This window comes from Halomonas sp. 5021 (genome assembly GCF_036663435.1).
Taxonomy (GTDB): Bacteria; Pseudomonadota; Gammaproteobacteria; order Pseudomonadales; family Halomonadaceae; genus Vreelandella; species Vreelandella janggokensis.
In genome coordinates this window covers 608,905-622,350 of the sequence record NZ_JAXOVU010000001.1, presented here as the reverse complement: position 1 = coordinate 622,350, position 13,446 = coordinate 608,905, and the positions used below count along the sequence as shown (strand labels likewise).

At 58.0% G+C, this 13,446-nt stretch carries 10 protein-coding genes; 2 read left to right on the top strand and 8 right to left on the bottom strand.

What is annotated here, in order from left to right; genetic code table 11:
* The first annotated feature begins 49 nt into the window (after positions 1-49).
* On the top strand, positions 50-2,797 hold the full coding sequence (locus R3F64_RS03070) for a bifunctional acetate--CoA ligase family protein/GNAT family N-acetyltransferase (protein ID WP_309781391.1): 2,748 nt from the start codon (positions 50-52) through the stop codon (positions 2,795-2,797).
* Between the two features lie 51 nt (positions 2,798-2,848).
* On the opposite strand, the gene pdxH is transcribed toward R3F64_RS03070, so the two are convergent.
* The 4 genes from pdxH to R3F64_RS03050 form a co-directional block, all read right to left on the bottom strand.
* Positions 2,849-3,493, bottom strand: a complete 645-nt coding sequence (gene pdxH / locus R3F64_RS03065; protein ID WP_085918581.1) for a pyridoxamine 5'-phosphate oxidase — start codon at positions 3,491-3,493, stop codon at positions 2,849-2,851.
* Positions 3,494-3,558: 65 nt separating this feature from the next.
* Positions 3,559-3,954, bottom strand: a complete 396-nt coding sequence (locus R3F64_RS03060; RefSeq protein ID WP_332609679.1) for a DUF2069 domain-containing protein — start codon at positions 3,952-3,954, stop codon at positions 3,559-3,561.
* Positions 3,951-4,574 carry an NAD(P)H:quinone oxidoreductase gene (gene wrbA, locus R3F64_RS03055; RefSeq protein ID WP_199285305.1) on the bottom strand — a complete coding sequence of 208 codons (624 nt, stop codon included), beginning with the start codon at positions 4,572-4,574 and terminating at the stop codon, positions 3,951-3,953. Before wrbA ends, R3F64_RS03060 begins: the two co-directional genes overlap by 4 nt.
* A 24-nt stretch (positions 4,575-4,598) precedes the next feature.
* Positions 4,599-5,069, bottom strand: a complete 471-nt coding sequence (locus R3F64_RS03050) for a gamma-glutamylcyclotransferase family protein (RefSeq protein WP_332609678.1) — start codon at positions 5,067-5,069, stop codon at positions 4,599-4,601.
* A 132-nt stretch (positions 5,070-5,201) separates the two neighbouring features.
* Here R3F64_RS03050 and smrA point away from each other — a divergent pair, with 132 nt between their 5' ends.
* Positions 5,202-5,792, top strand: a complete 591-nt coding sequence (smrA, locus tag R3F64_RS03045; RefSeq protein WP_332609677.1) for a DNA endonuclease SmrA — start codon at positions 5,202-5,204, stop codon at positions 5,790-5,792.
* Positions 5,793-5,866: 74 nt separating this feature from the next.
* Here the strand turns inward: smrA and R3F64_RS03040 are convergent, their stop codons facing one another.
* From R3F64_RS03040 to metH, 4 genes are all read right to left on the bottom strand, one after another.
* Positions 5,867-6,409, bottom strand: coding sequence for a DUF934 domain-containing protein (locus R3F64_RS03040; protein ID WP_085918576.1), 543 nt, complete (start codon positions 6,407-6,409; stop codon positions 5,867-5,869).
* A complete protein-coding gene (locus R3F64_RS03035; RefSeq protein WP_264823097.1) occupies positions 6,399-8,054 on the bottom strand; it encodes a nitrite/sulfite reductase in 1,656 nt (551 codons plus the stop codon). Before R3F64_RS03035 ends, R3F64_RS03040 begins: the two co-directional genes overlap by 11 nt.
* Before the next feature lie 124 nt (positions 8,055-8,178).
* Positions 8,179-9,504, bottom strand: a complete 1,326-nt coding sequence (locus tag R3F64_RS03030) for an MATE family efflux transporter (protein WP_332609673.1) — start codon at positions 9,502-9,504, stop codon at positions 8,179-8,181.
* Between the two features lie 2 nt (positions 9,505-9,506).
* A complete protein-coding gene (gene metH, locus R3F64_RS03025) occupies positions 9,507-13,202 on the bottom strand; it encodes a methionine synthase (protein ID WP_332609672.1) in 3,696 nt (1,231 codons plus the stop codon).
* Positions 13,203-13,446 lie beyond the last annotated feature (244 nt).

Here is a 13,446-nt window from a genome sequence, read left to right as displayed (position 1 = left end):
AGTGTCCATAAGTCTTACATCGCGCTGCACCGTTCCAGGAGAGGCAAACGTGAGTACACGTTTCTTGCACCATTTTTTCGAACCCCGCACGCTTGCCGTCATTGGCGCATCCGAGAACCCAGCGTCGCTTGGGGGCTTGGTGCTTCGCAATATTCATGAAGGCGGGTTCAAGGGGCGACGTTGGGCGGTTAATCTGAAAGGCTATGATCAGGTCTTCGGTGACCCCTGTGTCAAGCGCGTTGACGACTTGCCTGAGGTGCCTGACCTCGCCATCATCTGCTCGCCCATTGACGGGGTGCCCAAATTGATCCACCAGTTGGGCAAGTTTGGGGTAAAAGCCGCCCTGGTACTTTCCGGTGGCGCTTATCTGGATCGCGACACGGGCAATAAAGGCTCGATACGCGAGCGCATGCTGAAGGCTGCCCGTGAATCCGGCATCCGCGTGCTGGGGCCTGAGTGCATGGGCCTTATCGTGCCAGCTAAAAAACTCAATGCTTCATATGCCAGTCAGCCGGTCAAGGCAGGCCGAGTGGCGTATCTTGGCCAGTCAGGCATGTTGGCCAACGCCATGATCGATTGGGCAGCCGGGCGCGATGTGGGGTTTTCGCACCTGATTACCGTGGGTGACAGTGTCGATGTGCTATTGCCGGATCTGATCGATTACGTAAATCAGTTCTCACCGGCGCAGGCAATTCTGCTCCATCTTGAGCGGATTTCCGACGCGCAGCATTTCATGACCGCGGTACGCGACGCCTCGAGAAACCGGCTCGTGCTGGCCATCAAGAGCGGAAGAACCTTTGCTTCGGATATTTCCGGCATGGCCCCGACGCCGGGTATTGCCAATCGCGATGTCGTGTTTGACGCGGCTTTTTCACGCGCCGGGGTAGTGCGTGTCGACGACTCCGACGAGTTGCTGGATGCCCTGGAAACCCTTTCGCGCATGAAACCATTACGTGGCGACCGCCTGGCGGTGGTGTCTAACGGTTTGGGGCCTGCCATGCTGGCTATCGACAAGCTGGTCAGCGCCGGAGGCAAGCTGGCCGAGTTCAGCGATGAAACACAACAAGCGTTGCATCAAAGCCAGGTCGATTTCAGCAAACCCGGTGAAAACCCCGTTGACCTGGGCGGTAATGCCACGCCCGAGCGGTTTGTCGAGGCGCTGAAAATTGTCGCCGCAGATGCCAATGTGGATGCGGTCCTCGTGGTGCATGCACCAACGCGCCTGGCGCCTTCGCTGGTCACCGCACAAGCGCTGATTGCCAACCGCAAGGCCTTCCGTCGTAATTTATTGACCAGTTGGATGGGGCTCAAAGAGGCGTTGAATGCTCGCCACGAATGCAACCTGGCTGGCATTCCCACTTATATTTCGCCCGAAAAAGCGGTGAAAGCCTTCATGCATATGGTGGACTACCAGCGCGTTCAACAGCTGCTTCAGGAAACACCGCCCAGCCTGCCGTTTTCCACCAGTGCTGATATTCGCGCAGAGTGCCGGACATTGATCAGCGAGGCGAAGGCCGAGGGCCGTCAGACGTTAAGCCACTCGGAAACGGCGCAAGTGCTTGAGGCTTACGGCATTCCTGCAGCGACCAGTTATTACCTTACCAGTGCCGAGCAGGCGTTGGACATTGCCGGGCAGATTGAAGGACCCAAGGCGCTGAAGGTAGTGCATGAGGGCAATTGTCGACCCTATCGCTATCGCAAGCACCCGCATAAGATTTCGGCAGGGCTGCTTCAGGATCTTGAAACCCCCGAGCAGGTGGCGGATGGAGTTCGCCAACTGGGCGAAAAGGTGAACGAAAAGTACCCCGAATACGCGATCCATGAATACTGCCTGCAGCCCATGCAGCGCGGCAAGCATTCCATGCAGGTGTGCGCGGGCATTACCCGGGACCCGGTATTCGGCCCGCTGATCGTGTTTGGCATTGGTGGCTATAAAGTCAATGTACTTGCTGACCGCCAAGTCGCTTTACCGCCCCTCAACATGAGCCTGGCGGCGGATGTGGTCAATCGCACCCACGCCGCATCGTTGATCCGCGAACACTCGTCAGACCCCGACCGGGATACCCAGCACTTATGCCAACTGCTGGTAAAGCTGTCACAAATGGCCTCGGATCTGGGCGAGCTGCGTGGGCTTGAACTTAACCCATTGCTGCTCAACCGGGACGGCATGCTGGCCGTCGATTTTGCCATGGACCTCGGCCCCCCGGCTCGTTTTGCCATCATGCCTTATCCGGAAGAGCTGCGTGAATGGCTGACGTTGAAAAACGGCTGGCAAGTCGAGGTGCGGCCGATTCGTGCCGAAGATGCACCTTTGATTACCAATTTTCACCGCCAACTTTCCGAAGAAAGTATTCGTTTCCGCTATTTTCATAACAAGTCGGATTTAACCCAGCGCGATCTTTCGGTGTTGTCGCATATCAATTACGACCGCCAGATGGCGTTTATTGCCGAACATCAACGCGATGATGGCAGCAAGGAAATGCTCGGGGTGGTGCGTGTCTGGAATGATCCGGATAACATTCGAACGGAATTTTCAGTCATTATTCGCGACGACATGCAGGGCCTGGGGATCGGCAGCCTGTTAATGAAAAAAATGGTCGCTTATTGCACCCACATTGGCACCCTGGAAATGGTGGGCAAAATCATGCCGGATAATCATCCCATGCGGGCACTGATGAAACACCTGGGCTTCACTTGTCGTTACAACATGGAAGAACAGGTAATTGATGCCATCATGCGGCTCAACGAGCCCGAAAGTGAATGGCAGCGCCACCGGCTGGAAAGCCTGCCGGACTAGCCGCTGGGCATGGCTAGCCCGCCACCTTGGCCAGCCACAGGGCAGAGGGGCTCAGGGCGCCATGCGGAAAGAGTTCCACTCGCCGCCTTCGCGACGCTCAAAGCGTATACGGTCGTGCAAGCGACTGGGTTGGCCCTGCCAGAATTCGATCATATCGGGATTCACGCGGTAACCGCCCCAGTGGTTGGGACGCGGAATTTCTTGCCCTTCATAGGCTTGTTCAAAACGCTTTTGCCGTTCTTCAATCCAGTTACGGTCCGGTATCACTACACTCTGGGTGGCAATCCAGGCACCTAACTGGCTGCCACGTGGGCGGCTGGCGAAATACGCGTCGGACTCTTCAGCGGCCACCTGCTCGACGGCTCCCTCAATACGCACCTGGCGGGAAATCGATGGCCACCAGAAGGTAAGCGCCGCGTAGGGCACATTGTTGAGTTCACTTCCCTTGTGGCTATGGTAATTGGTGTAAAACACCATGCCGCGCTCGTCGAACCCTTTCAAAAGCACCACGCGCGCGTGAGGGCGCCCCTGGCTGTCGACGCTTGCCAGCGTCATGGCATTGCTGTCTTTGCCTTCCTTTTCGATAGCCAGATTGAACCATTCATCAAACAACACGAGGGGATCATCAGGGGCCTGGGATTCATCGAGTTGGCCACCTTCATAATCACGCCTGATATCCGCTATGTCGCGTGCCATTGCTAGGCTCTCCATCAAGAATTTTTTACATGGTGTCGGGTGTGGTCACAAAGCTCAAGCCCTGATTAGCCCTGAGTACGTAATTGGCGGCTGCGAAACCGCGCAAAGGCCATGCAACCGGTAAACAAAGCGAGCGAGAGAACGGCCTCGGTGACGCCACGCAAGGTTTGAGTGGGTAGGGTGGCCACCATCACGCCCTGGCTGAAATACAGCAGGCTGACAAAGGCTAACCAGGCATGTCCTCGCGGTCGCCTTCCGATAATAGAAGGTAGAAACAGGATCAGGGGAAGCACAAAGGCTGCCATGGGGCGCCAACTGAACGCCGCGTCCTGCACCATGAAACCACGTAACAGCATCATTATCAGCAACAGGCCAAAACTTGCCAATACCCACTGCCGTGCCCGCAAGGTGAGAAGATCAACGCCGTGCCGTTGCTCAAGCCGCTCCAGCCACTGCTTCATGATGTCTCCTCGCGCATTGTCCGCATCGCCAGCGCCAGTTTGGCGAGGCGCTTGCCCTGAGCGACGCACAGGGCGCGCTCATGTTCGTCGACTGAGCGGTCGCTCCTTGGCCCTGCCAGGTGGCTTGAGCCATAGGGCGTTCCACCGGTTTCTGTGGCCAGCAGCTCAGTGGCGCTATAGGGCACGCCAGCGTAGACCATGCCGTGGTGAAGCAGCGGGACCAGCATGGTCAACAACGTGGCTTCCTGCCCACCATGCAGGCTCGAGCTTGAGGTAAAGGCGGTTGCCGGTTTGTCGATCAGGGCACCATTGATCCAAAGGCTGCTGGTGGTATCCAGAAAATATTTAAGTGGTGACGCCATGTTGCCAAACCGGGTCGGGCTGCCTAGCGCCAGGCCGCTACAGTGACGGAGATCGTCGAGCTCGGCATAAATCGCACCTTCCTCGGGGATCTCGGGGGATGTCGCTTCGCAGGTGGGGGAAACCGGCGGCACAGTGCGCAGGCGCGCTTCAATGCCTGCCACTTGCTCTACGCCGGCGGCCATCTGCTGAGCCATGGTGGCGGTCGCACCCGAGCGCGAGTAATAAAGTATCAAGACATAGGGCAATGAACCGGACATAGTAACTCCAAGCAGATTATTCTCTTAGGGTACCAGAGCAATGTGGGCAGCGGGTAATGCCAAACGCATACCTTGCGCATTGGGCAGCCGTTGATAGACCCAGGCCCGGGTTCCGTCGGCCAGCTGCTTTTCCACGCGCTCGTAGCGAATCCCCAGGCGTTCGTAACGGTCAAGGCGGGCCAGTTGATCCGCGGTCACACGCAAACGCAAGCCATCAACCTGGCTGTCCGGCAATGGCGATAAATCAAGGCCATTACGCTGATAACCTTCGAGGGTGGCCGCTTGAGGGTTGCCCGAGCCCCCCATGACGATCCAGCGCACGGGGGCATAACGTAACGTGCCATATACAAACACGTGGTGTGGGCGTTGTTCGATATCCGCAAGATGGTCGGGCCGATCATAGAACCAGGGGCTGAGCATGGTCAGCCAAAGCCACCCGGCAAGGCCCAGTAGCAGTATTGTACATAGCACCAACAGGCGTTTTACCCAGGCCATGGTGTTTCCTTATGTAGCAGGCAGAAAGCGTAGCGTGGCGTGCGTCAGCGTGGAACACAAGCGTAACAAGACGCTTAAGCAATCAGTGCGTGTTTGGTAGGATAAAAAGCCTATCCTGTCGGAGAGCCTGCCATGAACCAGCCACTTCGTGATGAAACAGACTTTCGGGCGCTTGTGGGCGACGTGAAACCGCTAGCGGATAAAAACCGCGCAGATACCGGTGATGCGCGCAAGCGTCCTTCCGAGGCCCAATTGGCAAGGCGCGAACGCGCTGAAGCAGAGATTGATGAGCGTAACTTTCTATCCGATGATTTTGTCGACCTGATACCCCCCTTTGACCCCATCGAGTACCGCCGCGAGGGAATCCAGCAGGGGGTGGTTGATAAACTCAAGCACGGCGGCTACTCGGTCCAGGCACAGCTTCACCTGCTCAGACGGCCTCTGGCCGAATGCCGGAGACTGGTATTTCCCTTTATTCAGGATGCTTATGCGCACGACCTGCGTTCGGTACTGATTGTCCACGGGCGTGGGCGGGAGATCGACAGCCCGGCCAATGTGCTGCGCTCCTATATTGGCAAATGGCTGATCCAGTTTGATGAAGTACAGGCCTACATCTCCGCCCAGCCGTCGGAAGGTGGGCTGGGGGCTACCTGGGTCATGCTACGCAAGAGCGATCGCGCGAAAGCCAACAACCGTGAACGGCAACAGAAGCGTCGTGGCTAGCCAGCGACACATAAGCCGTCAAAACAAAAGGGGCAGCCGTTGGCTGCCCCTTTGCGTTTAGATGACTGACGCACTTAGTGGCTAGCGTTAAGGCGTTTCTCAAACAGTGCCTGGCGTTCTTCGACATCCGGCTGGTAGCGTACACTGAAAAAGCTCAACGCCCGCAGGGCATCTTCGGGATGCTGGTCATCGCGCAGCGCCATGGCGGTAAAGCCACAGCGGCGCATGTATTCCAACTGGTCGACCAGCACATCGCCAACTGCGCGCACTTCACCGTTGTAGCCGAAACGCTCGCGTAACAGCCGGGCAAGGCTGTAGCCACGGCCGTCGGTGAATGCCGGAAAATGAATGGCGACTGCCGGGGCCGAACGGATCTCATCGGCCAGGGTCGCCGTCAGTTCGCAATCGCTTGCCAGCAGCGGTGCCAGCTCGGTGTCTTCCTGATGAGCCTTCCAGAGCGCCAGCGGTACAAAAGCAGGGCGTTGCTCGGGAAGTGCCTCAGCGTCGTAAGACACGCACCAGGCATTTTCCGCCGCCAGTTCGCCATTGGCGATCAGGTGATCGGCATGAACCGGCGTCATCTCAACCGCCTCGGCCTGTTTGTCATTAGGCGGCATACACACGCTCCTTGAAGGGTTTCAGTCCAATACGGCGATAAGTGTCCAGGAAGCGTTCATCTTCATGGCGCTGGGCCACGTAGACTTCCAGCACTTTCTCGACAACCCCGGGGACGTCTTCACGGAAGAAGGAGGGGCCAAGAATCTTGCCCAATGAGGCATCATCGGTCGAATTGCCGCCAATCGATACCTGGTAGTACTCCTCGCCCTTTTTATCGACGCCCAGAATGCCGATATGGCCCACGTGGTGGTGGCCACAGGCATTCATGCAGCCGGAAATATTCAGATCCAGCGGCCCCAGGTCGTAAAGGAAATCGAGGTCTTCAAAGCGTTCCTGCAATGCCTGGGCGATGGGAATCGACACCGCGTTGGCCAGGCTGCAGTAATCGCCGCCAGGGCAGCAAATAATGTCGTTGAGCGTGCCCACTGTCGGGTTGGCCATGCCCAGTGTTTCAAGCTCTTGCCAAAGGGCTTCCAGCTCGTCGACAGGCACGTCGGAAAGTACCAGGTTCTGCTCATGGGTAACCCGGACTTCACCGAAGCTGTAACGGTCCGCGAGGTCGGCGATGGCGTCCATCTGGTCAGCCGTCACGTCGCCAGGGGCATGCTCGCGACGCTTGAGCGATAGCGTCACGGCCTTGTAGCCGTAAACCTTGTGGTCAGCCACGTTATTGGTCACGAAGCGTGCAAAGCCTCGATTTTCCCGACGAAGGCGCTCGTAATCCTGCACAGCACTTTCAGCCACGCTGCGACGTTCCGGTTCGGGGAAGTGGCTTTTGGCTGCCTCGACCGCCGCCGCATTGAGCGTCTGGGGGCCGTCTTTCAAATGCGCCCACTCTTCCTCGACGCGACGGCGGTACTCTTCGATGCCCAACGCCTTGACCAGAATCTTGATCCGCGCTTTGAACTTGTTGTCGCGACGCCCGAACTGGTTGTACACCCGGACGCACGCTTCCAGATAGGTCAGCAGGTGCTGCCAGGGCAGGTCGTCGCGCACCACATCGCCGATCATCGGCGTGCGGCCCAGACCACCACCCGCAAGGACTCTTACGCGCAATTCGCCTGCCTCGTTGTACCACAGACGCAGGCCGATATCGTGGACCTGGATGGCCGCACGGTCCTGGGAAGCACCGCTGACGGCGATCTTGAACTTGCGCGGCAGATAGGCAAATTCAGGGTGCAGCGTCGACCACTGGCGAATCAGCTCGCACCAGGGACGCGGATCTTCCACTTCATCGTTGGCAATACCGGCAAATTGATCGCTGGTGGTATTGCGAATGCAGTTGCCGCTGGTCTGGATCGCGTGCATCTGGACGTTGGCCAGATCCGCCAGGATATCCGGCACGTCTTCCAGGGCAGGCCAGTTGAGCTGCAGATTCTGGCGCGTGGTGAAGTGACCGTAGCCACGGTCGTAGCGACGGGTAATACTCCCCAGCGCACGCAGCTGATGGCCAGCCAACATGCCGTACGGGATCGCAATACGCAGCATGGGCGCATGGCGTTGGATATAGAGACCATTCTGCAAACGCAGTGGACGAAACTCTTCTTCTCCCAAACGCCCGTCGCGGTAGCGATCCATTTGATCGCGAAACTGAGCGACGCGCTCATCTACCAGCGTTTGGTCATGAATATCATAGCGATACATGGGGCACGGTCCTGCTAAAGCGAAGTTGTCACGTTGAAACGGGACGAATCAGTGTCGCCACCTTAACGCGGGCATCATATTCTACAAAAGAATATATAATTATCTTTTTATCTCAAAATGGTATTTACGCTAGCGACGTCGCCCACCGGCGACGTTGCCATATCCAGAAAAAAGCAGCTGAGTTAATGATGCGATACATCAACTGCATTAGCCAAATGCCGAGCAGCCCATAGCCGAGACTGACGCCAACCCACCAGGCCAGCGGTAAAAAAAGCAGCCACTGCAGGCTCAACGTCAACAGCATGACGGTTCGCTGAGCGCCCGCGCCCATCAGGGCCTGGGCGAGTACCAATGCGGCGACGTCAATGACCATCATCAGGCCCGTTAACTGAAGCGGCAAGGTGCCAAGCTTAATCAATTCCGGCGCCTTGAAAAACAGGCCAAGCAGTTTGTCCGGCATCCATAGCATGGGCAGGGCCAGTACGGCCAGCAGCAGTGCAGCTACCCAGAGCGCGTCCAGACCCCAGCGGTGAGCTTCTTGCTCGGCGTCCCGCCCCAGGGCTTCACCCACCAGGCTCATTGCGGCAACCCCGACACCCACGCCCGGCAATATCAGCAACAGCGACAGGTTGATCAGCACGTGCCCCACCGCAACACTCGCGGTGCCGAGCTGGCTCAACAGCCAGAAAAGCACGGCATAGCCAGCGGCAAACCAAAGCTGCTGGGCCGAGTGCGGCAACGCCAGCCGGGCCGTGGTTCGCAGCCCCTGTATGTCAGGTCGTAACTGGGCCCATGTCAGAGCGCTGCTGTGGCGGGCGGTGATGCCTATCCAGAGCAACAGCCCCACGCCCACCGACAAGCTGGTGGCAACGCCAGCACCACTGGCGCCCAGTTCGGGAAGCCCGGCAAGGCCAAAAATCAATCCCGCGCTGAGCACCACGTTAAGCAGGTGAACCGCCACAATAATGCGCAAATACAGGCGAGTGTACTGACGGCCATTCCAGTAACCACGAAAGCACAGGGTGAGCGCAATCGCCGCCAGCGACAGCACACGCCAGCGGAAGTAATCAACTGCCACGTCATGAACGTCCGGCGTCGGCGAGATCCACTGCATAATCAAAGGCGCCTGCCACCATGCCAGCAGCGCCAGTAATGTACCACTGATCAGGCCAAGCAGCAGGCCCGCCTGCAGCGGCAGGGAGAGGCCTGAATGACCCGCGCCCAGGCGCTGGGCGGTTTGTGATTGAACGCTGGAGGACAGCCCGAACACCAGGGCGGTCATCATGAACATGGCGTAACCGCCAAGGCCAACACCCGCCAACGCTGTTTCGCCTAGACGGCCCACCAATGCGGCATCGACCAGGTTGAGCATGCTCTGCGAGAGCATGCCCAGTATGACCGGCCAAGCCAGACGAACCACTATGCCGTGGCGGTGGGCGACGTAGGGCACAGTCAGCTCGGGTCGTAGGAAAGCACTGGTGACAGCCAGCGCTCCATTTCCTCGAGCGGCATCTGTTTACGCTCAGCCAATACCTTGACCTGGTCTTGGGTAATCTTGCCGGTTGAAAAATATTTGGACTGCGGATGCGAGAAATACCACCCTGATACCGCCGCGGCAGGCCACATGGCAAAGTTTTCGGTCAGCGCCAGTCCGGTATTGGCGGTGGCGTCAAGCAGTCTGAACAGCGTTGCCTTCTCGGTGTGGTCAGGGCAGGCCGGGTAGCCGGGGGCAGGGCGGATACCCTGGTATTTCTCGGCAATCAAGGCGTCATTATCGAGCGACTCCTCGGGCACATAGCCCCAGAACTCCTTGCGCACACGTTCGTGCATGCGCTCGGCAAAGGCTTCCGCCAACCGGTCCGTCAGGGCCGGAACCATGATGGCGTTATAGTCGTCCCCCGCCGCTTCATATTCTTTGGCCAGTTCATCGACCCCGTGCCCGGTGGTCACTGCAAAGCCACCAATCCAGTCCGCTTTGCCGCTGTCCTTGGGGGCGATGAAATCCGCCAGGCTGTAACAGATGCCGTCGCGCCCTTTGGTGGTCTGCTGACGGATATGGTGAAGTCGTTCGACGACATCGGTACGGGATTCATCGGCGTAGACTTCAATGACGTCGTCGTCGACAGTATTTGCCGGCCAGAAGCCAATCACGCCCCGTGCCTGGACGCGCTTTTCATCAAGCAGCTTGCGCAGCATCACCTTGGCATCTTCAAACAGGTTGCGGGCAGCTTCACCGACCACCTTGTCATCCAGAATCTTGGGGAACTTCCCTGCCAACTGCCAGCTCATGAAGAAGGGTGTCCAGTCGATCCGCTCGACGAGTTCATCAAGCGGGTAATTATCGAAGGTTTGTAGCCCCAGTTGATGAGGTTTGCCCGGTGTGTAGCTGGCCCAGTCGGTCCGGAAACGCCGCTTACGCGCCTGGGTGTAGTCAAGGTCGGCGGCTTTGGGGCGACGCTTGGCATTGCGTTCACGAACCTTTTCGTACTCTTCGCGTATTTCGGCGATATAGGGCGTCTTGAGGGACGGGGTAAGCAACCGGCTGGCCACCCCAACGGCCCGGGACGCATCGGTCACATAAATCACCGGATGGTCATACTGGGGTTCGATTTTAACCGCCGTATGCGCTTTCGAGGTCGTTGCACCGCCAATCAGCAGTGGCAGGTCCATGCCGCGACGCTTCATTTCCTTGGCGACGTGAACCATTTCATCCAGGGACGGCGTGATCAAACCGGACAGCCCGATGATATCGGCGTTGTGATCCTTGGCGGCCTGGAGGATTTTCTCGGTGGGCACCATTACGCCAAGGTCAATAACCTCGTAGTTGTTGCACTGAAGCACCACGCCGACGATATTCTTGCCGATATCGTGGACGTCGCCCTTGACCGTCGCCATGACAATCTTGCCCTTGGCCTGGGTGTCAGCGCTTTTTTCGGCCTCGATATAGGGAATCAGATAGGCGACGGCCTGCTTCATGACGCGAGCGGATTTGACCACCTGGGGCAGGAACATCTTGCCCGCGCCAAACAGGTCGCCGACCACGTTCATGCCGTCCATCAATGGCCCTTCAATGACCTCAATGGGGCGTTCCGCCTCGGCGCGTGCCAGTTCGGTATCGTCTTCGATATGCGCTGTGATGCCTTTGACAAGGGCATGTTCGATACGCTTGTTGACCGGCCAGCTGCGCCACTCCAGGTCTTCTTTTTTCGCCGCGCCGCTGCCATCGCCTTTATAGTTATCGGCAATATCCAGCAGGCGCTCGGTGCCGTCGCTGCGACGGTTGAGCACCACGTCTTCCACGGCGTCGCGCAGTTCGGCCGGCAGATCGTCGTAAACGGCCAACTGACCGGCATTGACGATCCCCATGGTGAGCCCCGCACGAATGGCGTGGTACAGAAAGACCGAGTGAATCGCTTCGCGTACCGGATTATTACCCCGGAACGAGAAGGAGACGTTGGAAACGCCCCCGGACAGCATCGCATGGGGCAGGTGTTCGCGAATCCACTGGGATGCCTCGATGAAATCAACGGCGTAGTTGTTATGCTCTTCGATACCCGTGGCAATGGCGAAAATGTTGGGGTCGAAAATGATATCTTCCGCCGGGAAACCGATTTCATCTACCAGCAGGCGGTAGGCGCGCTCACAAATCTCGGTCTTGCGGGCGAAGGTATCAGCCTGGCCTTCCTCGTCGAACGCCATCACGACGATGGCGGCCCCGTAGCGCCGGCATTTGGTCGCCTGCTCGCGGAAAGCTTCTTCGCCTTCCTTGAGCGAAATGGAGTTCACCACGGCCTTGCCCTGCACGCACTGAAGGCCGGCTTCGATGATTTCCCATTTGGACGAGTCGATCATGATAGGCACACGGGCGATGTCGGGCTCGCCGGCGATCAGGTTCAGAAAGCGCACCATGGCTTCCTGAGACTCCAGCATGCCCTCATCCATGTTGATATCGATGATCTGGGCGCCGTTTTCCACCTGCTCCAGCGCGACTTCCAGCGCGGTGGTGAAATCTTCTTCCACGATCAGTCGCTTGAAGCGCGCCGAGCCGGTCACATTGGTGCGCTCGCCGACATTCACAAACAGCGAGTCGGCCTCGATGTTGAACGGTTCAAGTCCCGATAACCGGCATGCGCGCGAACGCTCTGGCACCTCCCGGGGCGCCAAACCGTGAACGGCTTCGGCAATGGCGCGGATGTGTTCCGGCGTCGAGCCGCAACAGCCGCCGATAATGTTGACCAGGCCGCTCTGTGCAAACTCGCCGACGATGGCCGCCATTTCTTCAGGCGTTTGGTCGTATTCGCCAAATTCGTTGGGCAGGCCCGCGTTGGGGTGGGCCGATACAAAGGTGTCGGCCTTGGTGGAAAGCTCTTCGACGTACTGGCGTAATTCCTCGGCACCCAACGCGCAGTTTAGGCCCACGGAAAACGGCTCGGCATGGCGAATCGAATTCCAGAAAGCTTCCGTGGTTTGCCCCGACAGCGTCCGCCCGGAAGCATCGGTGATGGTGCCGGAAATCATCACTGGCAACCGCTTACCCAGGGACTCGAACAGTTCATCAAGGGCGTAGATCGCGGCCTTGGCATTCAGCGTATCGAAGATGGTCTCGATCATGATCAGATCGGCGCCGCCTTCGATCAGCGACTTGGCTGCTTCAAGGTAATTGTCGCGCAGCTCATTAAATGTGACGTTACGCTTGGCAGGGTCGTTGACATCCGGCGACAGCGACGCGGTTCGCGAGGTAGGGCCCAGCACACCCGCCACATATCGCGGTACGCCGGTCTCTTCGGCAACGGCGTCACACACTTCCCGGGCCAGCCGAGCCGATTCCCGATTCAGCTCCGGCACAATATCTTCCATGCCATAGTCAGCCTGGGAGAGGCGCGTGCTGTTGAAAGTGTTGGTTTCAATAATATCGGCACCGGCCTCGAGATAATCGCGGTGAATGCGGGTCACCACGTCGGGGCAGGTCAGCGCCAGCAAGTCATTGTTGCCTTTCAGGTCCGACGGCCAGTCACTGAAACGCTGGCCACGAAACTCCTCCTCGCTCAGCTCGGCATTCTGCAACATGGTCCCCATGCCGCCATCCAGGATATGGATACGTTGATTCAGGCGTTGGGAGAGGGTGGCAATCAAATCACTAGCAGCCATGGCAGGGGGATGTCTCCAGCGTCACAGTCAAAAAAGGTTTTTTATCGTCGGCAATCGCCGTTCAAATGAACCAACGGCGCATTATGATAACAAAGGGTGCCAGGCGGGGCAGCAATGTATTGTTTATGAATGCCATAGGCCCCATTAACAATACACCGGAAATAGCCTAGTAAAACAGTCGGGATTGTGTCGGCGCGCTGTTTTGCTTACCATAGACACAAAATGACATGTGAAGTGGCCCCGC

What these genes read in the sequence shown, in the direction of transcription:
- pdxH (WP_085918581.1), bottom strand. Translation starts at nt 3,493, where the DNA reads ATGGCACGCGACATAGCGGATATCAGGCGTGATTATGAAGGTGGCCAA.
- R3F64_RS03060 (WP_332609679.1), bottom strand. Translation starts at nt 3,954, where the DNA reads ATGAAGCAGTGGCTGGAGCGGCTTGAGCAACGGCACGGCGTTGATCTT.
- wrbA (WP_199285305.1), bottom strand. Translation starts at nt 4,574, where the DNA reads ATGTCCGGTTCATTGCCCTATGTCTTGATACTTTATTACTCGCGCTCG.
- R3F64_RS03050 (WP_332609678.1), bottom strand. Translation starts at nt 5,069, where the DNA reads ATGGCCTGGGTAAAACGCCTGTTGGTGCTATGTACAATACTGCTACTG.
- smrA (WP_332609677.1), top strand. Translation starts at nt 5,202, where the DNA reads ATGAACCAGCCACTTCGTGATGAAACAGACTTTCGGGCGCTTGTGGGC.
- R3F64_RS03040 (WP_085918576.1), bottom strand. Translation starts at nt 6,409, where the DNA reads ATGCCGCCTAATGACAAACAGGCCGAGGCGGTTGAGATGACGCCGGTT.
- R3F64_RS03035 (WP_264823097.1), bottom strand. Translation starts at nt 8,054, where the DNA reads ATGTATCGCTATGATATTCATGACCAAACGCTGGTAGATGAGCGCGTC.
- metH (WP_332609672.1), bottom strand. Translation starts at nt 13,202, where the DNA reads ATGGCTGCTAGTGATTTGATTGCCACCCTCTCCCAACGCCTGAATCAA.